Below are 22,916 nucleotides of genomic sequence, written 5' to 3'. Positions count from 1 at the left end.
AAAAGTTAGGCTACAATCAAGTTTTATGCTCGGTGGGTAACCAATGCAGCTGGATCTCCCAATTAACTTTTCCCCCTTTGGTTCCTATGAGGTGTATTGCTCTTTTGAGTTTCTTATTTGCGTTTTGCGTGTGTGGTTTTTCGTCAACCAAGCAACGTGTGATCATACTTACCGATATGGGTGCTGACCCTGACGATGAGCAGTCGCTGGTTCGCTTGCTCGTGTATGCGAACCAAATCGATATCGAGGGAGTCGTAGCGACCACCTCATGCTGGCATCGAAACGGAATCCGGCCTGACTTTATCGACACCATTTTGGATGCCTACGAAAGGGTTCAGCCGAATTTGTCGAAGCATGAAGATGGCTATCCAACAGCGAAGGCTCTTCGTGGAGTCGTGAAGCACGGATCGCCCAAATACGGTATGACAGGGGTAGGCGAAGGAATGGACTCGGAAGGGTCGGAATGGATTATTCAACAATGGGAAGCCGACGACGAGCGCCCGCTTTGGATCTCTGTGTGGGGTGGCCCGAATACCTTGGCCCAAGCTCTTTACAAGATCGATCTGACCAGGTCTGAGGACGAAGCGAAACGATTGATTTCCAAGCTACGCGTTTATACGATTTCCGATCAGGACGACAGCGCGATGTGGATGCGTGAGGAGTTTCCCGACTTATTCTACATCGTGACGCCAACGGACGACTATGGCAAAGCGACTTGGATCGCGATCAACAATAACCACGATGGAAGCGATAATGTATTGGTGAGCAATCCATGGCTCGCCGAGAACATCCAGCAAGGGCACGGCCCGTTGGGCACAAAGTATCCCGACACAGCCTGGGGAATGGAAGGCGACACGCCTGCGTTTTTGGGACTGATCCCCAACGGGTTGAACGCTCCTGAGAATCCCGACTGGGGCGGTTGGGGCGGTCGCTACGAACTGAGTATCCCAGATATCGATGACTTTGAGGACGGAGGTTCAGTGGTTGTTCCTTCACCTGAGACACGTCCTATTTGGACGGATACCTCTGACACCTACACTCCGTATCGCGCCAGCGAATACAAACGGGCGATCGAGAAAAGCGAGAATAGTTACAGTGGAAACGCAGTGACACTATGGCGGTGGCGTGACGATTTTCAAAACGATTTTGCCGCGCGTATGGATTGGTGTGTCTTGAGTTTCGAGGAGGCGAATCACCCGCCAGTGCCGCACTTGAATCACCCAGAAGAGATTACGGTAAAGTCGGGACAGGGCGTGACTTTGGACGCTTATGGCAGCAGCGATCCCGATGGAGATAGTATCAGCTACCTTTGGTTTAACTATCCGGAGGCTGGGACGTATAATGGAACCATGACGACGGGAGGAGCGGAAAACGTTGACCGGTTTAACTTCACAGCTCCGCAAGTAGATCAGGTGGTCACGGCTCACTTTATTTTGAGGGTGACCGACAAGGGAAGCCTCGCACTTTCACGCTACCAAAGAGTGATTGTGACCTTCGAGCCGTAGAAGCTGTCAGCCGACTAATTGAACTGTGGTGAAAACGTTACGAGCCTGAACTCGAGCCGATATATAAAATACTTCTTCTAGGCGCTGGCACTTTACGTCGTGCCCAATCCTTGCTGCTGCAAAGCGGCCGTGTACAAGCCGAGTTGGATCCTGATTTAGGTGAAGAGCTAATTTCCCTTTTTGAACATCGGGTCCTCTGGATTGCCGCCTGAAAGAAGGTAGGCGACAAGATCTTGAAGCTCCTCCGGATTTAGTCCGTTGATTAGTCCTTGCGGCATCATAGATTGTTCGTGCGGTTCGATGGAGACGACGCTGTTTTTCCTAACTCCTCTTTTCTCGTCAGGTAACATTGGGTTCGTCATGATCGAATAGTGCGTGCTATCTTCCTCAACGATCCGTCCGATGATGTCAGTGCCGTTCTTGAGAGTGATCCGTTCGAAGCCGTATTGGTCGCTAACGACTTTGGATGGTTCGATGATGCTCTCTAGGAGATCGCGAATGCTGTAGCGATTGCCAGCACCTGATATGTCGGGACCGATTCCACCGCCGACGTCGTTGAACTTATGGCACATCACGCATGCGGTGGAGAGGTACATGGACTTGCCGCGTTCGAAGTCCCTGTCAGTAAGCTCGGATGGAATTTGGGACATGGCGCTGTCGACTGTGTAGATTTGCCCAGGGCCTTCGGGCGGAATCGAGCCTTGAACGAATACGTGGGCTGCTGGCTGGGAAATGCTCTCAAGGTTCGCGTATCGAGCTTCTGGAGCAATTGCTTCGAGAGCGTCATTGCGGATATTCTTGAGGAATCCTGAAAAGCTCGCTCCACCTTTCCATTCGTGGGTAGTGGCGAACCAATTGAAAAATTCCCTGCGGAGTTCGGGCGTCCAGCCAGCTGTCGCATTCTTTATCGCATAGGCTATGAAGATTTGCTGGCGGTCGGGGCTATGCTCTTTGACTCGCTTGATGCTGTTTGAGTAGCGACTGTTGCGGGCGATGAGCGATTCGCCTCCTAGTTCCTCGCTGGTAGCGACCTGTGGTTCTTCTACCCTGAGAAGCGGTACTGCCTTTTCCACTACAGTGGGCGAGTCGAGGTAGACAAGGAGAGATAAAAGCTCGCGGTCTATGTTTCGAGAGTCTTGTGGAAAGAGAGGATCGAGCGTTTCGACGATGTATTCTTTGGTGTTGGCGTCGGGTTCACCCATGCGAGTGAAAGTGAGTTGCCATGCCCTGAGGTAGGGGAGTTTTTGATCTTCCGGTAGCGTCTTAAAATCGAGCTTCAGAAGAGAATCGACGATTTTCCCCTGGTACTGCGTTTCTCCAACGCGAGCTAGGGCAATGAGAGCTTCAATCTTGGCGGTAGGGTTTTCTTCTTCGAGCGCCTGCTTTGCCCAGTTGCTGGTAGGTTGGTGTTCGAGCGAAACGCGGGCTGCCCAGCGGATGAAGCGGTCGGGGTCGGATAGGTGCGGCCATACTTCATCGACGGCTTCGTGGCTGGCGTTTGGCGTATGGTAGGTTTCAAGTTCGCGGCGGAGAATCGCGGCCTTTGTTGGGGCGATCGCTTTCACGGGTGCGGTGCTTTCTATACCAATGTAGGATATGCGGAATAGGGCTGACTGGGTGAGACGACCGCCAACGGCGAAGTAGAGGGCGCCGTCGTGTGGATTGACGATCACGTCTGTGAGCGGAAGTGGTTTTCCAGCGGCGAACTCCTCTTTGATGCCGCGGAAGGTTGCTCCGTCTGGCTCGTGGTGAATGGCATATAGGGTGCCGAAGGTCCAGTCTGCGGCGAAAAGCGCCCGCTGGTATTTGGCCGGGAATTTGGTTCCCGTTCCCATGGTGGTGCCGGTGGGAGAGCCCGGTCCGATGTTGATTGTAGCAGGAAGGCTATCGGCGTAGTAGGCGGGCCAACGTCCGGCCCCGCTTCGCCAACCAAAGTCGGCTCCGTCAACAGCGTGGTTGATGCGAGTGGGCATGTACCATGGCGTCCCTTGATCCCACTCCATATCGGAGTCAAAAGTGAAGAGCTCGCCGTTTTGGTCGAAGGCGATATCGAAGATGTTGCGGAAGCCGTGAGCAAATAGGGTCAGTTCTGAGCCGTCGGGATTGCAGCGAGCGATCCATCCGCCCGGTGCGTAGCGGCCTTTGGCATGCCCGCGGGCGTCCCACATTCGTGGAAGGAGGTGGTCTTCGTCCCACTCCACTCCTCGTTGGCTGCCGAGGGTGGCTGGCGGCTCAGTGAAATTGCCGGCGCAGATGTAGATGTATTTCCCGTCTGGGGATACGACCATAGAGTGAGGTCCGTGTTCGCCACCGCCGACTAGGGGAACGAGAAAGTCAGCTTGGTCGAATTGATCGTCGTTGTTTGAGTCTTTCAGTCGCCAGACGCCTCTCTTCCCGTCGGTTTCGCCCACCATGACATAGAGAGAGTCAAATGCGTATAGGACACCGTGAGCACCTACTTCGCTTTCGGGGATACCCGGGCCGAGTGCGGGTAGCGTTGCTTTGATAGGCTCGACTTGAGTCGTTTTGCCGTCGGCCAAGGTAAGGCGATAGAGCGAACCGTATTGGTCGGCTGCAATGATGCGGCCTTTGGGATCGACGGTGAGTCCGACCCAGGACCCTTGCGTGTCTTTGGGAACTGAATACACGAGATCGACTTTGAAACCATTGGGTACAGCGATGTCGACGGGATCGATCTGAGCGCTGTCGTCGACGTCGTGCTGCGCTTGACCGAGTAGAAAAGAGCTAAGTGTTGACAGCCCTACCAGTACGGTGGCGCTTCGCTTGATAATGGATGTCATTTCGAGTATTTGTTAAATTAGGCCGGTCCAACGAGGGGTATTTAATGCCGGTCGAGTGCTGTCAGAGTGATGTCTCGGAATTGGATGGTCATGGGTTGCCCTTTGTGCAGTTGGAGAGCGATGATGCCGTCGGTCGCAGCTTTTTCGGGATCCGCGTCGAAGACTTCTGCGGTAAGCACCCCGTTCAGATAGTGGCGTAGATGGGCGCCGTCTGCGATGATTTTAAAAACGTTCCAATCACCAATTTTGTAGGCGGCGAGAATTTCTTCTCGGGTAGAAGCTTGCTCCATGACCTCGACGGTTGCCTTGCTCTTAGAGGTGTCTGTTTCAGATTTCGGGAAAATGCGGATCTTTTGCCCAGGCGCCATGAGGAGTCCTCGACCTCTCTCTTCGTAGAGCATGCCGGTATACTTTCCGTTTAGGTCGATGTCAGCCTGGTATCCGCCTACACTGTATCCAGAATCCTCTATACGACGAGCGCGATATTGGATGCCTGAATTCGCCCAACCTGCTTCGTTTTGGCCGGTCAGCTTAAACTGAAGGGAAAGTTCGAAGTTTTCCGGGGCATCTCCTTTCCAGATTAGGAAGGTGTTCGATTCGATGGGTGCGTCAGGCGTTGTTTGTCCGGAAATGAGGCCGTTTTGTACCGACCAGCGGGTAGTATCACCTTCCCATCCAGCTAAATCTTTTCCGTTGAAGAGAGCTTCTGCTTCGGAAGTGGGTTGGTGGCAAGCTACGGTGAGAATGGCGGCGGCAAGGCTGCCCGTCATCGGTTTTCTGATGGATGAAAAGTTCATGTGTTTTTGTTCAGTAAATTTAAGGGGTTAATGGCCAGCAGCGGATATACACTTGCTCAAGTGAGCGTATCCACTTTCTGCGATGTCCCAAGCGAGCGAGAATTCGCGCCAGACGTTTATTGCGTTGGCGAAATCGGGATCGGCACGGCTGAATGCTTCGATGGTCATCCAACCGTCGTATCCGACTGATTTGAGCGTTTTTATGGTTTCAAGGAAGTCAATGTGCCCGGAGCCTGGCGCGCCGCGGTCGTTTTCGCTTAGGTGAACGTGGGCGAGGTGAGGGGCTATGGTCTTGATGGCGTCGGGAAGCGATTTTTCTTCGATGTTGGCATGGTGGGTGTCGAACATGCCTTTTACATGGGAATGGCCGGTGAGTTCGACGAGCTTGACCAGCTGCTCCATGGTGTTGCAGAGGTAGCATTCGAAGCGGTTCAGGGCTTCGGGGCAGAGGATCACATTAGCTTGTTTTGAGTATTCGGCTGCAGAATACAGGACTTCAGCACTGCGTTTGTACTCGTCTTCCTCGATGTTTGATCGAGTGAAGGTGGCGAAGGCGGAGTGGAGTGGACCTGCTAAAATGTTGGATCCGCAGTCGGCGCAGCGATCGATATTCCACTTGATCTTGTCGAGTGCTTTGGAGCGTACACTAGCGTTGGGGCTGACAGGGTTTGCTTCAGCGTCGAGGGTGGTTACGTTGGTGATGTCCATGCCGATCTCTTTGAGATGGGCTCCAAGGTGAGTGTACGCTGCGGTGTCTGCGTTACCGTTATAGATTTCGATCCCGTCGTAGCCGATTGCCTTAAGCCGTTCGATGTGCGGGTAGTGCTCCTCAGTTACGGATGCGGTCCAGTTGAGAAGATTGAATCCTAGTTTTGGCATGGCGATTTATTGGGGAAGGGAGAAGGGCGATGTTGGGGCGTCTCCCTCTTGCGGAAAATGAAGCGGGCCTTAGGTTTTCTTGACCTTTAGCCAGCGACCAGACTTTGCCGAGCGTAGGACTGCGTCGGTGACGTAGTCGGTGGCAAGCCCATCTTTGAAGGTTGGTCCGGCAGGTTTGCGTTTGCTGAGTGAGTCGATGAAATCGGCAACTTGGTGAGTGAATGTGTGCTCGAATCCGATTTGGCAACCAGGTATCCACCAGTTACCTACATATGGGTGTTCACTCTCGGAGAGGTGGATGGAACGCCAGCCGCGAACCTCGGCGTCGTCGCGGTGGTCGAACCATTGAAGTCGGTGCAAGTCATGGAGATCCCAAGCGAGGGAAGCGTGTTCCCCGTTGATCTCGAGTGTATTCAGAGCTTTGTGACCGCGGGCGTAGCGAGTGGCCTCGAAGGTGGCTAGGGAGCCGTTTTCAAATCGTGCGAGGAAGGCGGCTGCATCGTCGATTTTGACTTCTTGCTTTTTGCCGGTGAGGGCGTTCTTGCGCTTTTTGACGAAGGTTTCTGTCATGCCGCTTACGGAATCGATGTTTCCGTTGAGCCATATAGCGGTGTCGATACAGTGGGCTAGGAGATCGCCGGTGACACCGCTTCCGGATACGGATGCGTCGAGGCGCCAGGTGCCTGCGCCGCCTTGTGGGACATCCGCATTGATAGTCCAGTCTTGCAGGAACTTCGCGCGGTAGTGGAAGATCTTTCCGAGCTTTCCGGAGTCGATCAGGTTCTTGGCCATCGTGACCGCCGGGGCGCGACGGTAGTTGTACCAGACCATGTTGCGCACGCCTGCTTTTTCAACGGCAGCGACCATTTTGCGAGATTCTGCGGGGTTCATGCCGAGAGGCTTTTCGCAAATCACCATTTTACCTGCTTTTGCGGCTTCGATCGCCATCTCTGCGTGTACGTCGTTGGTGGCGGCGATATCGACGAGGTCAATGTCGGGCCGCTCGATCATTTTGCGCCAATCGGCTTCGACAGATTCGTAGCCCCAGTTGTCGGCGAAGGATTTGGCCTTCTTGACGTCGCGTCCGCTGACGGCTTTGAGGATGGGCTTTCGCTTGAGGTCGAAGAATTGCGGGGCTTGGCGGAAGGCGTTGGTATGAGCCCGGCCCATGAGGCCGGTACCAATGAGGCCAATGTTAAGTGTCTTCATACGAGTTTTGGTAAGGGGTATTTTGACTTGGGGCTACGCGTGCCAGCCGTGGTTACGACGTACTTCGATCATGGCGGAGAGGATGTCGTTCCAAGTTTGTTGCTGCTCCATGATTGTATTTGGAAACATGCACCCATCCCAGCAGATATGATTGAACGCTTTGGTGACTTGGCCGCTTTCGTCGCGGAGCCAGTAGCCGGAATCGCGAGCGATGTTGAGCTTGCCGTGCGGGTCGGTGGCGACGCAGTGGCGGCCGGTTTTTTCGTGACTGCCGGAGCCGAAGACGGTGCCGTCGTTTTGGGCAACGTGAAAGTCAAAGGTCCACGGACGAAGGGCGTTGGTGAGCGTCTTCATAGCTTCGTGGAAAGGGTCTGGCTCCCAATGGAAATCGCTAGGTACGATGCGGTGCTCTTCCGCGTTTTCTCCCAAGGTGTAGAGGAGGGTGTGCGACATGTCGGCTTGGAAGCCGACGGTCTCTGGCATGCCGACTTCTTCGAGGAGCGCGATCATGTGCTTCCAGCTGTGCATGCCTGCCCAGCAAATTTCACCCTCTGCGGCGAGTCGCTCACCGACGTCCTGCGCGATCTTTCCCGCTTGGCGGAAGGATTCGGCGATTAGCGAGGTGTTGGCTTTCGGATCCTTAGCCCAATCGGTCACCGAGGCAGCCGAGTCGATGCGAACTATTCCGCTACTGCGAACTCCGTGCTCACGAAGTTTGGCCGCGATGTTGATCGACTTGCGCACGTGGTCGAGCCAAGCGTCGCGAGCTGTTTGGTCGCCCATGGCTGATGCGTCGAACCAAACGGGTGCCACGACGGAACCGACGGCGAGTCCTTTGGCGGCGATCTTGTCACCGAGGGCTTTGATGCCGTCGTCGTCGATGTCGATATCGACGTGTGGGTTGTAGAGGAAGAGATCGACGCCGTCGAACTTGACGCCTTCTACTTCTGCGTTGTCAGTGTTGTCGAGCATCTCGTCGAGCCCGATAAGGGGCTCGGAACCGGGACCTTTTCCTACGAGGCCGGGCCACATGGCGTTGTGAAGCTTAGGGAAATTATTTTCGGGCATAATACTGTAGGGAGATTTAGATTACAGGAGTGGGACTCTTCGCACGGTGGGGAGACGAGAGAAGAGCTGGGGTTTGGGGGAGGAGCAGACTAGAACGTGTTGTTTCGATAAGCGCCCATCGCTGGGGCGTCAGGATTGGCTTCTGGGCCAAAGTAACGAAGGCAGACGAGGGGCTCGGTACCACTGGTGTTTTCGAAAGTTACACCTGCCTTGGCTCCCTCCTCCGTACAGAAGTATTCGTCTTCGGTGAGCTCGTGGAAGCGAATCATCTTTGGGCTGACCAGGGGTTCGCCATTGATGGTGCCTTTGCCTTGAACGCAGATGAGGCCGTACGCACCGCTGTCCTTGATGGTGGCTTTGCATTCCGGATCGACGGTGAGTTCTTTAGCGGTGAAGTACTGGTATTTGTCCACCTTGCCGTAGACAATCCAGCGATCGATGTAACCTTGTTCACGTGTGTCTGCGACGGGAACGGGCTCGAGGTAGTGGTTGTCCTTGAAGTTTGGATCCACGTTCTTGTCCCAATCGAGCTGGTCGACGATGAAGTCGATGTCCTGGTGCTTGTCTTCAGGCATGTCCTTGACGAGGAGGCTCCACGGTACTTCGCGACCTTCAACGAGGTTTTGGTACATGCCAAAAACATCACTACCCCACTGCGGCTCGTAGGTACAGAGGCTGCCCGGAGCGTGAAGGATGCAGGGGTCGATCAACCAGCCGGTGCCTGGCTTGAGACGGTAGGCTTTTGAGAGGTCTAGGATGCCGTTGTCGCCTTTGTTCCAATCAGATATACACTTGCGGACTTGCTCCTTGGTCGTACCCGGTTCGAAGCCCATAAAGGTGTAGGGGAAATTGTTTCCAACGTTGTTATGCTGGGGCGGGAAGTAGTAGGACTCTGGCTTTCCTTCTTGGCCAACGAGCTCAGCTTGAGCTGCGTTCTGGTGCATGTGGTGCGGAATTGGGCCCATGTTGTCGAAGAATTTTGAATACACCGGCCACTTCTCGTATTTGTCCCAGATCGCTTTTCCGACGAGGGTCGCTCCGCAGGCGTCGACTGCGTCCTTAAGGGTGAATTTCTCCTTACCCACTACGCAGTAGCTGAGGCCTTCGTCGTCCGCCCGGCCTTCGTTCGCAGTGACGGTAGTGGATGCGAACCAGCGTTCGTCGATACCACCACGGTTAAGCCCGTAGGCGTAAGTGTCGTCCGGATGGAGCTTGATGCGCAGCCCGGGCTGAAGGAAAGATCTTGGGACCCAAGCGGGAGCTAGTCGAAGGAGACCTCCGGTGCGTGAAATTTCTGCTTCGACGACAGATTGCAAGTTGGCTGAGACAGAGCTCAAGTCCTTGATGGTATTGACAGCCATAGGATAGGGTGGGGGTTGAAGTGGGGGGACGTGACACTGCACGTTTCGAAGGTAGCACTCTACCGATTTTAGTGTTTTTCGACTAGAAACGAAGCGGCTTTTTTTGGTAGAGAAACGGCATCAAGGTTTGACCCGAGAAACAAAAATAGGACCGACCTCAATATGACGAGGTAAGTATCCTAATTGTAGGATGGTTTAAAAGCGGCTCCGGTATTGTTTAGGCGTTTCTCCCGTTACCCGCCGAAATTCTTTGCCGAAGTGACTTTGGTCAGAGAAGCCGAATTCGGAAGCGATTTCAGCAATGGACTTGCTGGAGGTGACGAGTGCGGTGCAGCTCATGCGCACGCGGATACGGCGAATGTAGTCATGTGGAGTGTGTCCGTAAACGACGCGAAATTGGCGCTCAAGCGCTCTGACGGAGAGATTGCAGGTCGCGGCGAGCTCTTTGTTGGTGATCGGCTCTTTATAGTGTTTTCCAATGTAACGTACGGCCTCGCCGACTTGAGTACCGGTGGCGCGAGTGGTGGCGTCTTCGCTTTTAGGGCGAGTGATGCCAGCGTTTCCGACGATGTCACCCTTTTCATCATGTAGTGGAATTTTGGATGTGAGGCACCAGCGGGCGGTGTGGTCGAAGCGTCCGACGAGTTCGAGGCGGGAGAGAATGTGTTCGCCACGAAGGACCCGTTCGTCGTCGATGCGGTATTGGTTAGCCAGTGTTTCGCCGCAAAGATCGTAGTCGTTGTGTCCGATAATTTCCGAGCGATGCTTAAAGCCGAAGTTGATAATGAAAGACGAGTTTACCCAGAGGTAGGTGCCTTCGTTGTCTTTGATCCAAAGAGGGGTATCTTCAAGATAGTCGAAGAGTTCGACGATCTCGGGAACGACGATTCCGATGCGGGCCAGCTCACCCCCAAGGGTCTCTTTCGGCTGTGAAGTCGGATTTGGCATAGTCGCTGGAGACTGATTTCTTATATCAAGAGCAAGATCGGGCCGTCGAATCTTTTCTCAAAGCTGAACGGCACCGGTATCAAAGCTTTGAGGTACTTTCTAATATCTCTTCAGTCGATGGTCGTGACCTGAGGCCTGATTTGAGGTTCTGTTGTTCAATCGGTTATGCATTCAAATACTCTAACTAGGGCAAAGTTGAACTCTGGTTGGGCGTCATTCCTCGTTTGTAGCTGAAGCCAGAAGGCGAGACGCTATGAGAAGATGGATCAGACGCACTTAAGGTTGGTTTTGAGAAGATGGGTAGAGTCGGGCTCGACATCATCTCGCTGGCAGAGACAGGTACCTTGAGGCCGTGCTATAATTTGTGGTCGCTTTAAAACCTAAGCTAGGAGATGGGCGGGAATGACAGTTTTCTGGTTTTGAAGTCCAGCGGAAGACACGCTGAATTCAGCGATAAATTCAAAATAGGACGTTGACATCCAGTTATGGGTGGTTGAGTTAAATTTCTTAATTGGATGAAATTGTCCAATAAGAAACTCAACTAGCGACTTTGTCATGAAATACGCGAAACATTGGGCTTTTTTGGCCTTTGTCTTAATCGGCTCGTTCGCCGTCTTGAGCTACTATGGGGTAGAGATCTACCGCAAGGCGCCGCCTATTCCGGAGAGGGTGGTCACCGAATCGGGTGAAACGCTCTTCACTAAGGAAGACATTCAAACGGGACAAATGGTTTGGCAGTCGATTGGTGGCCAAGAAGTAGGGAGTATCTGGGGACATGGTTCCTATGTGGCTCCGGATTGGAATGCGGACTGGGTGCACCGCGAGTTGCTCATGCTGCGGGACGCTTATGCTCAGGACCTGTTTGGCGTGGACTACGAGGCTCTCTCCTTGGAAGATCGGGCGGGCGTCGATTTAAAGGTTAGAAAGGATGTCAGGTCGAATGGATACGATTCGGATACCGATACTCTGGTCGTTTCTGAAAAGCGTGCGGTCGGTATCAAGGCTCAGTTTCGCTATTATGCAGCGGTTTTCGGCAATGCGGAATCGTTCGAAGCGGACGTTGTCCCGTATGCGGATGGAGGGTACAGCCCAGTCGACCTGCGGGACTTTTATGCGGTGGCCAAGAATACGATTAAGAGCGATGAGCGGCAGTTCGCGTTGAACGCCTTTCTGTTTTGGACCTCTTGGTCAACGACTACGGTGCGGGACGAATTTTCTGCGGCGGACGCGTGGAATGATGACAAGGCGATCAGCTATACGAATAACTGGCCGGCGGAACCGGCCATCGGAAACGCTCCGAGTTCAGGCGTGTTAGGTTGGTCGATCGCGAGCGTGATCGTTTTGTTGATCGGGGTTGCGATTCTCGCATGGCGCCTGTCGGTCGAGCATGGCGAAGAGGGGATGGAGCCTACGGCCACCGCGCCGAAGCTTGCGGAACGTATCACTCCATCGATGATGGCTACGGTCAAATACTTCTGGGTGGTCGGTTTGCTCATCCTTTTTCAGGTGGCGATGGGGATTGTGACGGCCCACTACGGAGTCGAGGGAGATGGGCTTTTCGGGATCCCGATCGCGGAGTGGATTCCGTATTCGGTCACGCGTACTTGGCACACGCAGCTGGGTATCTTCTGGATTGCAACGGCTTGGTTGGCGACCGGCCTGTTTCTCGGTCCTGCCGTTTCTGGATACGAGCCGAAGTTTCAGCGGCTTGGGGTGAATTTCCTTTTCGTTTGTTTGCTGATAATCGTAGGGGGGTCGTTCTTCGGCGAATGGCTTGCGACGCGTCAAGAAATGGGCTTGAACATTAATTTCTGGTTCGGGCATCAAGGTTATGAATACGTCGATCTCGGTCGGTTCTGGCAGATCTTTTTGCTGGTAGGCTTGTTCCTATGGTTTGGCTTGATGCTGCGTGCTATCTGGCCGGCGTTTCGCCGCCCGGGTGAAAATCGGCATTTGATCGCCTTGTTCCTGATTGCCTCGGCAGCGATAGCGATCTTCTACAGCGCGGGACTGATGTGGGGAAAGCACACGCACTTGGCGCTGGCCGAATATTGGCGTTGGTGGGTGGTTCACCTTTGGGTTGAAGGGTTCTTCGAGGTGTTTGCCACGGTCGTGATATCTTTTCTCTTCGTGAGGCTGAAGCTGATCGGTGTTGGCTTCGCGACGAAGGCCTCCTTGGCGTCGACATCGATCTTTCTCTTTGGAGGGATCATCGGCACCTTCCACCACCTGTACTTTACGGGGACTCCAACGGCGATCCTGGCACTTGGGTCGGTGTTTAGCGCCTTGGAGGTTGCTCCGCTGGTCTTGATCGGGTTTGAGGCCACGGAGAGCTTGAAGCTGTCGCGGGCCACGGAATGGGTGAAGGACTACAAGTGGTCAATCTACTTTTTCGTGGCGGTCGCGTTCTGGAATTTGCTCGGTGCCGGTGTATTCGGATTCCTGATAAATCCACCTATCGCACTCTACTATATGCAAGGTTTGAATACGACTCCGGTACACGCGCACACCGCATTGTTCGGAGTGTACGGTATGTTGGGGATTGGCTTGATGCTGTTCTGCCTCAAGTCCTTGCGTCCGACGACGGCGGAGGAGGAACGTCCGCTCAAATTCGCCTTCTGGAGTTTGAACGTTGGTCTTTTAGCGATGGTGCTGCTCTCTCTCTTGCCGATCGGAATCTGGCAGGTCTGGGCGAGTATGGAGCATGGCATGTGGTACGCGCGCTCCGCGGAGTTTATGCAGCAACCGGCCATGGAATGGCTGCGTTGGGGCCGCGTGCCTGGGGATGTTATTTTCGCGGCGGGCATTGTTGCCTTGGTCTGGCACGTGATGAAGGTGACGTTTTGGGGAAGGCAGCCGGATTCAGTTTGCTGAGAATTTTTCGGAAAAACGAGTTGCAAGGGGGCAGCCGTAGGGGCTGCCTCCTTTTTTCGCTGACCGCGGCTGGTCAAGGTTGCGTTTGCTCTTGCTTGCCGTCGTGTTGACCTTGTTGCGGAGACGGCGATACTTTCAAGGAAAGATGGGAGAGTATAAAGACGAACGGAAGCCTGAGGCCGCGATTTGCTGCGTACGGTGTGGCGTGGAAATGACGGCAACGGAACGCGAGAACGGTTGGACGGTTTGTGACAATTGCTATTCGGTTCGTGGTTCGTGCTGCCCTGAGTTTGGCCCGGATGATTTGACAGGTTGCGGTGAAGACGGCGGTGTCGAGGGCTCGTGAGCGGACGCGGTTCAGTTTGGAGTCATGTATTCCTGGGAAGCGGACTGCTTTTGATTGGCATGAACCTCCGGCCAGCGATCACGGGGATCGCGCCTTTGGTTGATCGAATGATTGCTGATGGGGTGAGCGTGGAAACGATCGGCATGCAAACAACCTTGCCTCTGGTGCTGTTTGGTGGAGCGAGTATCTTGGCGGGAGCAGTCGGCAGTTGGCTGGGCTTTGCCCGTGCCTTGGCGTTGGGGCTTGTAGTCCTGTCGCTGGGGTGCTTTGCCCGTTCCTGGGGACTGGAAGGAGCGGCCGCGGCCGCTAGAGTGGGCGGTCCGCTGATGGTCGGCTTGGGAATCGCCTTTGGGAATGTGCTTTTGCCGGGCTTAGTGAAGAGTCGCTATCCGGATCATTTGGGCGTGATGACGAGCCTTTACTCGACGGCGATGAATGTGGGAGCGGCGTTAGGCTTCGCTCTCGCGGTGCCTATGGCGGATGCGTTTTCCGGTGGCTGGAGCGCGTCGCTGGGATTTTGGGGGCTTGTGGCCCTGACTCCCTTTGTATTCTGGATTCCGCAGGTTATGCGGAAGCCGGCCTCGCGGGAGTATGTGAATCCGCTCGGACCGTTAGCTCGTCTTGTTCGAGACGCGAGGGCGTGGCAGGTGACGACCATGATGGGGCTGCAGTCCCTCTTGTTCTATTCCAGTTCGGCTTGGTTGCCAGTGGTCTTGCAGACGCGTGGCATGAGTGAGTCGGCGTCGTATGGATGGCCCACGGTGATGCAGCTCAGTGGCTGCGCGGCGAGCCTGACTCTTCCGGCTTGGGCGGGCAGGCTTCGTTCGCAAAGCGTTTGGGCTTCGGCTTGTGGCGTTTTGACGGCCGCCAGCATTTGTGGGGTCTTGTGGTTGCCGCTTTCGCTGGTGGGGATGGCGACGATTGGCCTGGGGGTCGGTTTGAACGCCGGGTTTGCTATGGTGCTTCTGCTGATCGCAATGAGGAGCAAGGACGCGCGGACGACGGGATTTCTCTCGGCGATGGCTCAAACCTTCGGGTATTTGATTGCAGCTCCCTTTCCTTGGCTCCTGGGTTGGTTGAGCGAGGCTAGCGGTAGCTGGGCTGTGGCGTTCGGTTTCTTGCTGCTGCCCGCGGCTGGGGTGGCGATCGCTGGATACCTGGCTGGGAAGCCGGGGAACGTAAGGTAATTTTGGGTACAGGCATTCGCGTACAGCATGTTAGCGACGACGCAAGTCGCGACCGAGATGAGAACCCTTTCAATCTTCGATTTCAGGCATGGAACAGGGCGGGCTGAATGCCTTGCTGGTCTCCAGTGGGGGCGGGGGAAGCTTGCGGTACGCTTCCCGAACAAGTTCCGCGAGTTGGGAGCGGTGGCAGTACGCATCCTCTTGGCAAAAGCATCCAAGGTTGACGCGAGTGGTTTGGCAGGTGGCAGCGAGCAGAGCGATGACGTGCTTAGGCTCGGGGGACTTCATTTCGCCTCGATAGCGGCGAGCGAATTGCGGGTAGCTGATCTCTTTCGCACGGTAGGCTTGGTAGAGCGCTTTGCTGGGTGCCAGCTGAGGCAGCCAAACCTGGAAATAGCCCCTACGCCAGCGATCTTCTATCCGAATGCCCCGAGGCGCTTGGCGAGCGACGCCGATGGATATTCCTGGCAGCTCCGTTCCCTTGCCGTACGGATAAAGATGAAGATTCATTCGGAACGGGTTGATACCCCGCCGCTTGCGGCGAGACTGTTTGGATGAGTCAGTATGTGCACAAGAGCCACAACGTTTCGGTATTGCTCTACCACCTTGTCTTTCCTGCGAAGTACCGGCGAGTGGTGATCGACGATTCGGTGGACCTTGAGCTTAAGGAGGTGTGCCTTGAGATCGAGAAGCGCTACGAGCTCAAGTTCCTTGAGATCGGCAGCGACGGCGACCACATCCACTTTCTGGTGCAGTCTGTTCCTAAGAACAGCGTTACTGCTCTGGTGACGCTTATCAAAAGCCTCACCGCGCGGCGCGTGTTCGAACGGCGTCCCGAGGTGAAGAAGCAGCTCTGGGGCGGTGAGTTCTGGAGCGATGGCTACTTTGCGAGCACGGTGAGCAAGCACGGTGACGAGACGACGATAGCGAACTATGTGAGTTCGCAGGGTTCGGATGAGTATCGAAAGTTGCACGAGGATCATCAGCTCAAGTTGTTCTAGTCTTTTAAATACCCCGCTGCTTGCGGCGGGGATTCTTTATTTCTTTAATAAAATAGCGTAATACGATATAAAACTTGGCAAGTCTGGGTGGGGCGTCAAGCTTAGGCTCCTGATGAGAGGCGAGTATAGTTCGAAGGGAATGGAAACGCGGTGCGCCCACCTAGGGGGACGTCCGGATGGGAATGGGCCGTTCGTGCCGCCCATCGTACAAAGCACGGTTTTCAACCTTGGCAGCGCGGCCGAGGCGGAGGCAATTTTTTCGGGAGAGCGTGAGGGCTATGCGTACACCCGCTTCGGCAATCCGACTGTGGAGAAACTTGCCGAGGCTGTGAGTTCCTTGGAAGGCGGAGCGGGCGCATTGGTGACGAGTTCGGGAAATGCGGCTACCTTGTGCGCGGTCACGATTGCCATGGCGGGACGTAGTAATAAATTGGTGACACATCCTGATGTCTATGGAGGCAGCCATGAGCTGCTTAGCATATTGTCGGAGACTTATCGGTTGCCAGTGGAGGTGGTGGACCCGGCCGACGAGGCTGCATGGCTGAACGCGGTTCGGCAGGCGGGAGCGGTGTTGCTGGAGACGCCTTCCAATCCATTGATGCGATTGATTGATTTAAGAACGACTATCGAGGCTGCTCACGGGAATGGCGCTGCTGTCATAGTCGACAACACCGTGGCCACTCCCTACAACCAGCAGCCCTTCTCCTTTGGGGCGGATTGGGTGGTGCAGTCTACGACCAAGTATTTGAATGGGCACTCCGACGTGGTGGGCGGATGTTTGGTCAAGCGCGACGAGCTGACCGCGCAAGATCGGCGGGTTCATAAAAATTTGGGAGGAACGGTGAACGCTATGGAAGCGTGGATGGTGCTGCGTGGGATGCGAACCTTTGCCCTGCGTATGAAGGCTCACAACCGGAATGGCGCTGCGGTCGCCGAGTGGCTGAGCGGTCATCCGGATGTAACCAAAGTACATTACTCGGCGAGAAGCGAAGGTAGGCAGGGGGATATCTACGAGCAGCAGATGACAGGGGGAAGCGGGTTTATCGCTTTCGAACTCGCGGGGGGAGGCGAGGCTGCGGAACGCTTTCTGGACCGGATGCAACTGATCACGCATGCGGTCAGCCTTGGCGGTATGGAAAGTTTGGCTACGCGGCCTGCCATGTCGAGTCACCGCGGCATGACGACGCAAGCTCGGAAGAAGGCGGGAATCGCGGATGGCTTGATTCGGCTATCGGTCGGAACGGAGGCTGTCGAAGATTTGACAGAGGATTTGCGGCAGGCATTGGGACGCTAGCGGAATCTTCGATGAAGAGGATGAAAACGCTCGAATTTGTTTCGTTGATCCGAGCGTTAAGAAAGGGATAAAATGAAATTGAAAAAATGGTATGTTTCGCAGGGAGCAGGTTCGGTGCGCAAGCGAATCGCAAAGCGCGTTGAAGAGCTGGAATCGTTGTTGGCCAACGAACCATGGCTTCCATTCAGTTTGAGGGGATTGTTGGCGACTGAATTGCCTCAGATCTTAAAGACGGTTCGTTCGGGCCGGATGACTTGGCGAAAGCGAGTTTCGAAACAGCTGCTAGTGGCATCGTTAGCAAGCTGGGTCTATGGACCTAGCCCTTTAGAATCTAAGACGATTGCGGGTATTCAAGCGCTGGAGTTGGAGATAAACGGCTCTGTGTCGCTCGAACGAAAGAATGAGCCTTCTGAAGGGGACGATTTGGGCGAAACGCATGCCTCGCTTTAAAATGGGTTAAGCTGTTCTCCGCGTCTGGCTCAGCAGCAGGGCCACGGTGAGCGCGGTGAGTCCCGCTAGGATCGCTAGGAGCGCGGATAGGTGCGGTAGGGCTGGCCATCCCGATAGGGATGCTAGGGGCGGGTAGAAGAGCGCTGCTTCGCTAATAAGGAAAGCGACGAGATAGGCGGCGATTCCTGCATAGCTGGTTCGCGAGCGACGTATCCAGTTATTGGAGAAACCCCAAGCGATGAGAGCAGGGGTGACAACGCCGAGAAAGACCAAATGCATGAATCCGATGGCGGCGGAGCGATGAACCGCGATGGAGTCGAGACCTGGCAGGCTGCCCGCGAATTGGAATGCGAATTTTAGGATGAGGCAGACGAGAGCGACTCGAAGGAGGAGTCTTTCCCGTTGTGGAAGGGGTGAAATGTAGTTTGCGTCCAGATTGTGGATCCGCGAGAGGACGATGCCGCAGCCAACAAGTTGGAGGATGGAGCCGAGCAGTGAAGCGAGATTCACAAGGTATGAAAATTCGGCCCAGATGGCAGCTTGGGCGAGGGAAAGCAGGCAGCCTGCGGTCAAATAGGGATAGGCCGCGGCGAAGGCGTACTCGACATTTGCCCTGTGCTTTGCATTTGCGAGGGATACTACGGTTGCGAGCAGAAAAAAGATGAACCAGCCATTGTACTGGAAGTGCATGTAGAAATAGATGGAAAGCGTATACCAGGGGGAGTCACGCAAATCGAGGGCGCCTAAGGGGCCGAGCGAGAGGGGGCCGAGGCTGGAGATCACCATGAAAACCAAGGCGGTCCGCAGGTACCGGGCTCCGAGCCGTGGCAGCGTGTTTTCTTGAAAAATCTTCCAGCCGAACACGAAGGTGGTTGCCATGTGGAGTGTGGAAAAAGCGATGCTCCAAAGGGCGTAGCCTTGGAAGGGGAACGAAAGGAGCATGCCGAGGTTGGCAACCTGAAGCAGGTAGAATACTTTCCTAAGGGTGGGGATCTGCCGGTCGGTGGCGAAGTGTTTAAGGGTGATGGCGAGAAGGGCGTTAAAGACCCAGGCCAGGAAGGCGGTGTGCGAGTGAGCGTGCAGGAAGTGACGGTAGTTCACCCCGTCAAGCGGATCCAGGACTTGGAGGCGGAGGAATAAACCGAGGGACGCAGCGACTAGCAGGAATGCGAGTCCGGTGATGAATACAGTGCGGGCAAGCTTTTCGCGGGCGGAGTGATTGCTCATCTGTCAGGCTAGGATTCGAGCGAGCCTCGCGACGGTTCCTTGGCTGGAAACGAAAGCAAGCGGAGGTCGTTGCCCGTCGGGGACTCGTGGATACGTAGTCCGAATTCAGGGATGACGGCAAAGATGTGGTCGAAGATATCCGATTGGATGTCTTCGTACTCGACCCATTTTGTGGTTGCCGTGAAAGCGTAGACTTGGATGGGGAGTCCGTGGCTGGAGGGCTCGAGCTGTCGCACAAGAATGAGCATGTTCTGGGCGATTTGCGGGTGGTTCTTCAGATAGGACTTTAGGTAGCCGCGAAAGGTGCCGATATTGGTGAGGCGTCGCCCATTGAGCGGGGAGGAGAGGTCGAGCTCAGTTTCGGAATTCGACTTTTCCAGTTCGGAGAATTTTTCCTCGAGGTAGGGCGCAAGCAGCTTTGCTTTGCGGAGACGTCGTAGCAGCTCTTCGTCGAGGAAGCAAACGCTAGATGTATTGATGTGGATACTACGCTTTATTCGCCGCCCACCCGATTCCGACATGCCCCGCCAGTTTTTGAAGGAGTCGGAGATTAAGGCGTAGGTGGGAATGGTGGTGATTGTCTTGTCCCAGTTTTGCACTTTGACGGTGGTGAGGCCGATGTCGATGACATCGCCGTCCGCGCCGTACTTGGGCATTTCGAGCCAATCTCCCACGGAGAGCATGTTGTTGGCGGACAGTTGGATGCCGGCGACCAGTCCGAGTATCGGATCTTTAAATACGAGCATGAGGACTGCAGACATTGCTCCGAGTCCGCTCAGCAGGATGACGGGAGATTCTCCCATCAGGATAGAAATCGCTACGATGACAATAACGATGCTAGCGACAATCTTTAAGGTCTGTGAAATGCCGCGCAGTGGAAAATGAATCCGTTTTCCGCTAGCGAGTACGAGGCTTTGCATCGCGTCCAGGAGCGCGTAAAAGGCTAGCAACCCAAAGAGTAGCATCCAGAGTTGGAGGCTGGTTTGCAAGGTGTTTGCCAAAAGTGAGGTCTCGGGAAACCAAAGGCCGACTTGTATGTGGGCTACTGCTCCTTGGAGCACGAAGGCCATGCGAGACAAAACGCCGTGGCCGTAGAGCGTCTTTCGCCAGCTCCTGCGTTCCCGTGACTTAATCTTTTCAACAAGCCTGAGGACAAAACGATGCAGCAAGAGGTGTAGAATGACGCCTACTGTCAAAATCCAAGCTAATACGATCCCATTGTAAAGGAGCGCTGAATACTCGGGAGCTTGGCTTTCCAGCCAAGAAAGCAGGGTTTCTCGTAAGTTGGTTCGAAAGGTGTCCATCTGAAAGTTCGTTTACTGCAGCAGATGCTCAGCGAGGTTTGCGAGAAGAAAGCGCTGGCGAATGCGAGGGTGACTTCAACGGTATTCTAGCGTTTGGAATGGAGCCGCGAGGGGGGGCTTTGAGTGTGTGGCAAATGGCATTCGACGGAGTCATTGCGCTTCCGCCTGAGAGCGGTTGGAAACTGTTAATGGGCTTGCCTTTAGAATGCCGCCACGAGGCTTGGGTAGCGCCGGCTCGGGTCGTTTGCGACGATGCAATCCGCCGCCTACGTATCGTAGCGAGGGGCGCGAGCCCTTCGAAGCGACAATTTGAGTCCTATTCGATGAATGAAATTCTGGAATGGAACGATATCCATTTGGCAGGTTACTTGAAGCAATTAGGATATGCGCTAGTTTATGGCTCTGGTGGCGTTGAAGAATCGTTCACCGCAGGTCTTCTCATGGTGTACCGCCAAGTCGATCGTAACCCCAACTCCTAAGTATTATGAATCCGATTGCGTTGCGATACAGTAGCTGTGGCTTTTCAGCCCTTGCATGCTCCCTCTTTGTTTGCTTGGCATCACCAAGCGTATCCGAAACTTCAGCGCAGGAACTGCCAGTCGAACAAGCGGTGTTGACGAGCGCTCCCCAAGTGCCACCTCCGATTGAACGGGATCATCCCGCGAAAGTGGTTGTGGAGTTGGAAACAAAAGAGCAGGTGGGGCGGCTTGCGGATGGAGTCGAATACACCTTTTGGACCTTTGGCGATTCGGTGCCGGGTTCTTTTATCCGCATCCGCGAGGGGGACACGGTGGAGTTTCACTTGAACAACCATCCGGACAGCAAGATGCCGCATAACATCGACTTGCATGCTGTCACGGGTCCGGGAGGTGGGGCGGAAAGCTCGTTCACTGCTCCCGGCAAGTCCTCCACGTTTTCCTTCAAGGCCCTAAATCCGGGACTGTATGTTTACCATTGCGCGACGGCACCGGTGGGCATGCATATCGCGAATGGAATGTATGGTCTGATCCTTGTCGAACCGGAGGAAGGGTTGCCGCCAGTGGACCGCGAATACTACGTCATGCAGAGTGAATTCTATACCAAGGGTGACTATGGCGAAGCGGGCTTGCAGCCTTTCGACATGGAAAAGGCCATCGAAGAGGACGCAGACTATGTGGTATTCAATGGTTCTGTAGGGGCCCTGACTGGCGACAATGCAGTGACTGCCGAAGTGGGAGAGACGGTGCGGCTTTTTGTGGGCAACGGAGGGCCTAATCTTGTATCCAGTTTCCACGTCATCGGTGAAATCTTCGACAAAGTTTATGTGGAAGGAGGAACCAAGTCGATCAACGAAAATGTGCAGACGACGCTCGTTCCTGCCGGAGGCTCTGCGATCGTGGAGTTCACGCTAGAGACCTCGGGGAATTTCATCATGGTCGATCACTCTATTTTCAGGGCCTTCAATAAAGGGGCGCTCGGCATCCTGACAGTGGGTGGCGAGGAGGACCATGACGTTTATTCGGGGAAACAAGAGGAAGGGATTTACCTGCCAGAGGGTGGCGGTATCCAGGAAATGCCTACGAAAGAAGCTGGGGGAGTCGCCAGTATGACGTTCGAAGAAAAAATGGCGATGGGCGAGCGGGTCTATTCACAGAACTGTCTGGCTTGTCACCAAGCCAACGGACAAGGGATTCCGCCCGCATTCCCGCCTTTGGCAAACTCAGACTACATCGCGGCTGACCCGAGTCGCCTGTATTCTGTAATAAAAAATGGACTACAGGGGGAAGTGATGGTTAATGGTGTGAAATACAACGGGATCATGCCGGCCGTCAGGCTCAATAAGCAGCAATTGGATAGTGTGGTAGCTTACGTGCTGAACAGCTGGGGCAACGAATTCGGAGAAGTCGAAGCCTCGGAATAGGGGTACCGAGTTTTCGTTTTATTCGGTTTGCCGGGGGACCCAGTTCGCTTGCCTTCTGGTTAGCGAGCTGGCACTGTTCTTCTCTATTGTTTCTGTCCTTTGCGGGCGGCTTCGTTGAGTAGGCCAATGAGGTCTGGTCCGACGAGTCCGAGTTCGTCTTGATGGACTCGGATCAGCTTGCTGAGAATTTTTAGGCCTTTGGGGGTCAACCTGATCTGGGCCACGCGGCGATCCTCTTCGGATGCCTTCTTGCGTACGAGCTCTGAGGCCTCCATGCGACGTATGAGGCCACCAGCGGAGTGGTGTTCGATTTGCATCTTTTCCGCGAGTTCTCCAACCGTGACCCAGTCGCGAGCTGGGAACCCGTGAATGGAGAGCATGGCCTGGTATTGCTGGGGAGTGACTCCGTGTTCGATGGCTGCGGCTTCGCTGAAGCCAAGAAACTTTCGCAGGCGGTAACGAAACTCCGACAGGAGTTCGTAGTCTTCTTTTTTCAGTTTGGCGGCTTGCTTGCGTTTTGGCATATCCAGTTCGAGTACTAGCGAGCCATCGTTCGTTGTCTAAACGAAACGCGCGTACTGATTTGTGAAAAATGGGTAGAGCCAAACGTTTCATAAATCACCGGCAGCGCTTAAGAAGGCAATGTACGCGGTTCGCCTGGCGATTGCGGCTGGCCTCACTCGAATCCCGAAATGGGGTCTCTTCGTCTGCAGGAAAAGAAGTTTCGAAGTAAATAGGATATTGACATCCAGTTATGAGCGATGG

At 54.7% G+C, this 22,916-nt stretch carries 19 protein-coding genes; 8 read left to right on the top strand and 11 right to left on the bottom strand.

The window, feature by feature from the left end:
• Nucleotides 1-86 precede the first annotated feature (86 nt).
• On the top strand, nt 87-1,505 hold the full coding sequence (locus tag QEH53_RS03575) for a nucleoside hydrolase-like domain-containing protein (RefSeq protein WP_309021755.1): 1,419 nt from the start codon (nt 87-89) through the stop codon (nt 1,503-1,505).
• Between the two features lie 167 nt (nt 1,506-1,672).
• Here QEH53_RS03575 and QEH53_RS03570 read toward each other — a convergent pair whose 3' ends face one another.
• From QEH53_RS03570 to QEH53_RS03540, 7 genes are all read right to left on the bottom strand, one after another.
• Complete coding sequence (locus QEH53_RS03570) at nt 1,673-4,306, bottom strand: c-type cytochrome (protein ID WP_309021754.1); 2,634 nt, start codon at nt 4,304-4,306, stop codon at nt 1,673-1,675.
• A gap of 41 nt (nt 4,307-4,347) precedes the next feature.
• Nucleotides 4,348-5,103, bottom strand: coding sequence for a DUF1080 domain-containing protein (locus QEH53_RS03565; protein ID WP_309021753.1), 756 nt, complete (start codon nt 5,101-5,103; stop codon nt 4,348-4,350).
• Nucleotides 5,104-5,130: 27 nt separating this feature from the next.
• Nucleotides 5,131-5,982 (bottom strand): sugar phosphate isomerase/epimerase family protein, encoded by an 852-nt coding sequence (locus tag QEH53_RS03560; protein ID WP_309021752.1) that lies wholly within the window; start codon nt 5,980-5,982, stop codon nt 5,131-5,133.
• A gap of 69 nt (nt 5,983-6,051) precedes the next feature.
• The gene (locus tag QEH53_RS03555) at nt 6,052-7,191 is read right to left on the bottom strand and encodes a Gfo/Idh/MocA family oxidoreductase (RefSeq protein WP_309021751.1); all 1,140 of its coding nucleotides are present in this window, start codon (nt 7,189-7,191) and stop codon (nt 6,052-6,054) included.
• A 33-nt stretch (nt 7,192-7,224) separates the two neighbouring features.
• On the bottom strand, nt 7,225-8,259 hold the full coding sequence (locus QEH53_RS03550) for a TIM barrel protein (protein WP_309021750.1): 1,035 nt from the start codon (nt 8,257-8,259) through the stop codon (nt 7,225-7,227).
• A gap of 89 nt (nt 8,260-8,348) precedes the next feature.
• A complete protein-coding gene (locus QEH53_RS03545) occupies nt 8,349-9,620 on the bottom strand; it encodes a hypothetical protein (RefSeq protein ID WP_309021749.1) in 1,272 nt (423 codons plus the stop codon).
• Nucleotides 9,621-9,815: 195 nt separating this feature from the next.
• On the bottom strand, nt 9,816-10,568 hold the full coding sequence (locus tag QEH53_RS03540; protein WP_309021748.1) for an AraC family transcriptional regulator: 753 nt from the start codon (nt 10,566-10,568) through the stop codon (nt 9,816-9,818).
• 555 nt (nt 10,569-11,123) lie between these two features.
• On the opposite strand from QEH53_RS03540, the gene QEH53_RS03535 reads away from it, so the two are divergent.
• Nucleotides 11,124-13,442: a nitric-oxide reductase large subunit gene (locus QEH53_RS03535; RefSeq protein ID WP_309021747.1), complete on the top strand. Its 2,319-nt coding sequence runs from the start codon at nt 11,124-11,126 to the stop codon at nt 13,440-13,442.
• Nucleotides 13,443-13,847: 405 nt separating this feature from the next.
• A complete protein-coding gene (locus tag QEH53_RS03530) occupies nt 13,848-14,975 on the top strand; it encodes an MFS transporter (RefSeq protein ID WP_309021746.1) in 1,128 nt (375 codons plus the stop codon).
• 69 nt (nt 14,976-15,044) lie between these two features.
• Here the strand turns inward: QEH53_RS03530 and QEH53_RS03525 are convergent, their stop codons facing one another.
• Nucleotides 15,045-15,485, bottom strand: coding sequence for a DUF488 family protein (locus tag QEH53_RS03525; RefSeq protein ID WP_309021745.1), 441 nt, complete (start codon nt 15,483-15,485; stop codon nt 15,045-15,047).
• A gap of 44 nt (nt 15,486-15,529) precedes the next feature.
• On the opposite strand from QEH53_RS03525, the gene tnpA reads away from it, so the two are divergent.
• From tnpA to QEH53_RS03510, 3 genes are all read left to right on the top strand, one after another.
• Entirely contained in the window at nt 15,530-15,976 is a 447-nt protein-coding gene (tnpA, locus tag QEH53_RS03520) for an IS200/IS605 family transposase (protein WP_309021744.1), read from the top strand.
• 139 nt (nt 15,977-16,115) lie between these two features.
• Nucleotides 16,116-17,270, top strand: coding sequence for an aminotransferase class I/II-fold pyridoxal phosphate-dependent enzyme (locus QEH53_RS03515; RefSeq protein WP_309021743.1), 1,155 nt, complete (start codon nt 16,116-16,118; stop codon nt 17,268-17,270).
• A 72-nt stretch (nt 17,271-17,342) separates the two neighbouring features.
• Nucleotides 17,343-17,720 (top strand): hypothetical protein, encoded by a 378-nt coding sequence (locus QEH53_RS03510; RefSeq protein WP_309021742.1) that lies wholly within the window; start codon nt 17,343-17,345, stop codon nt 17,718-17,720.
• Between the two features lie 6 nt (nt 17,721-17,726).
• Here QEH53_RS03510 and QEH53_RS03505 read toward each other — a convergent pair whose 3' ends face one another.
• On the bottom strand, nt 17,727-18,947 hold the full coding sequence (locus QEH53_RS03505) for a hypothetical protein (protein ID WP_309021741.1): 1,221 nt from the start codon (nt 18,945-18,947) through the stop codon (nt 17,727-17,729).
• Nucleotides 18,948-18,955: 8 nt separating this feature from the next.
• Nucleotides 18,956-20,251 (bottom strand): mechanosensitive ion channel domain-containing protein, encoded by a 1,296-nt coding sequence (locus tag QEH53_RS03500; RefSeq protein WP_309021740.1) that lies wholly within the window; start codon nt 20,249-20,251, stop codon nt 18,956-18,958.
• A gap of 38 nt (nt 20,252-20,289) precedes the next feature.
• On the opposite strand from QEH53_RS03500, the gene QEH53_RS03495 reads away from it, so the two are divergent.
• Nucleotides 20,290-20,730: a hypothetical protein gene (locus tag QEH53_RS03495; protein ID WP_309021739.1), complete on the top strand. Its 441-nt coding sequence runs from the start codon at nt 20,290-20,292 to the stop codon at nt 20,728-20,730.
• 5 nt (nt 20,731-20,735) lie between these two features.
• Entirely contained in the window at nt 20,736-22,151 is a 1,416-nt protein-coding gene (gene nirK / locus QEH53_RS03490) for a copper-containing nitrite reductase (RefSeq protein WP_309021738.1), read from the top strand.
• A gap of 83 nt (nt 22,152-22,234) precedes the next feature.
• Here nirK and QEH53_RS03485 read toward each other — a convergent pair whose 3' ends face one another.
• Entirely contained in the window at nt 22,235-22,675 is a 441-nt protein-coding gene (locus tag QEH53_RS03485; protein WP_309021737.1) for a MarR family transcriptional regulator, read from the bottom strand.
• Nucleotides 22,676-22,916 lie beyond the last annotated feature (241 nt).

The organism is Pelagicoccus sp. SDUM812002, assembly GCF_031127835.1.
GTDB lineage: Bacteria > Verrucomicrobiota > Verrucomicrobiia > Opitutales > Opitutaceae > Pelagicoccus.
This window is presented reverse-complemented; position numbering and strand designations above follow the sequence as displayed.

Bases quoted from the DNA above. Each gene is read 5' to 3' on its own strand.
- QEH53_RS03575 (WP_309021755.1), top strand. From the start codon at position 87: ATGAGGTGTATTGCTCTTTTGAGTTTCTTATTTGCGTTTTGCGTGTGT.
- QEH53_RS03570 (WP_309021754.1), bottom strand. From the start codon at position 4,306: ATGACATCCATTATCAAGCGAAGCGCCACCGTACTGGTAGGGCTGTCA.
- QEH53_RS03565 (WP_309021753.1), bottom strand. From the start codon at position 5,103: ATGAACTTTTCATCCATCAGAAAACCGATGACGGGCAGCCTTGCCGCC.
- QEH53_RS03560 (WP_309021752.1), bottom strand. From the start codon at position 5,982: ATGCCAAAACTAGGATTCAATCTTCTCAACTGGACCGCATCCGTAACT.
- QEH53_RS03555 (WP_309021751.1), bottom strand. From the start codon at position 7,191: ATGAAGACACTTAACATTGGCCTCATTGGTACCGGCCTCATGGGCCGG.
- QEH53_RS03550 (WP_309021750.1), bottom strand. From the start codon at position 8,259: ATGCCCGAAAATAATTTCCCTAAGCTTCACAACGCCATGTGGCCCGGC.
- QEH53_RS03545 (WP_309021749.1), bottom strand. From the start codon at position 9,620: ATGGCTGTCAATACCATCAAGGACTTGAGCTCTGTCTCAGCCAACTTG.
- QEH53_RS03540 (WP_309021748.1), bottom strand. From the start codon at position 10,568: ATGCCAAATCCGACTTCACAGCCGAAAGAGACCCTTGGGGGTGAGCTG.
- QEH53_RS03535 (WP_309021747.1), top strand. From the start codon at position 11,124: ATGAAATACGCGAAACATTGGGCTTTTTTGGCCTTTGTCTTAATCGGC.
- QEH53_RS03530 (WP_309021746.1), top strand. From the start codon at position 13,848: ATGAACCTCCGGCCAGCGATCACGGGGATCGCGCCTTTGGTTGATCGA.
- QEH53_RS03525 (WP_309021745.1), bottom strand. From the start codon at position 15,485: ATGAATCTTCATCTTTATCCGTACGGCAAGGGAACGGAGCTGCCAGGA.
- tnpA (WP_309021744.1), top strand. From the start codon at position 15,530: ATGAGTCAGTATGTGCACAAGAGCCACAACGTTTCGGTATTGCTCTAC.
- QEH53_RS03515 (WP_309021743.1), top strand. From the start codon at position 16,116: ATGGAAACGCGGTGCGCCCACCTAGGGGGACGTCCGGATGGGAATGGG.
- QEH53_RS03510 (WP_309021742.1), top strand. From the start codon at position 17,343: ATGAAATTGAAAAAATGGTATGTTTCGCAGGGAGCAGGTTCGGTGCGC.
- QEH53_RS03505 (WP_309021741.1), bottom strand. From the start codon at position 18,947: ATGAGCAATCACTCCGCCCGCGAAAAGCTTGCCCGCACTGTATTCATC.
- QEH53_RS03500 (WP_309021740.1), bottom strand. From the start codon at position 20,251: ATGGACACCTTTCGAACCAACTTACGAGAAACCCTGCTTTCTTGGCTG.
- nirK (WP_309021738.1), top strand. From the start codon at position 20,736: ATGAATCCGATTGCGTTGCGATACAGTAGCTGTGGCTTTTCAGCCCTT.
- QEH53_RS03485 (WP_309021737.1), bottom strand. From the start codon at position 22,675: ATGCCAAAACGCAAGCAAGCCGCCAAACTGAAAAAAGAAGACTACGAA.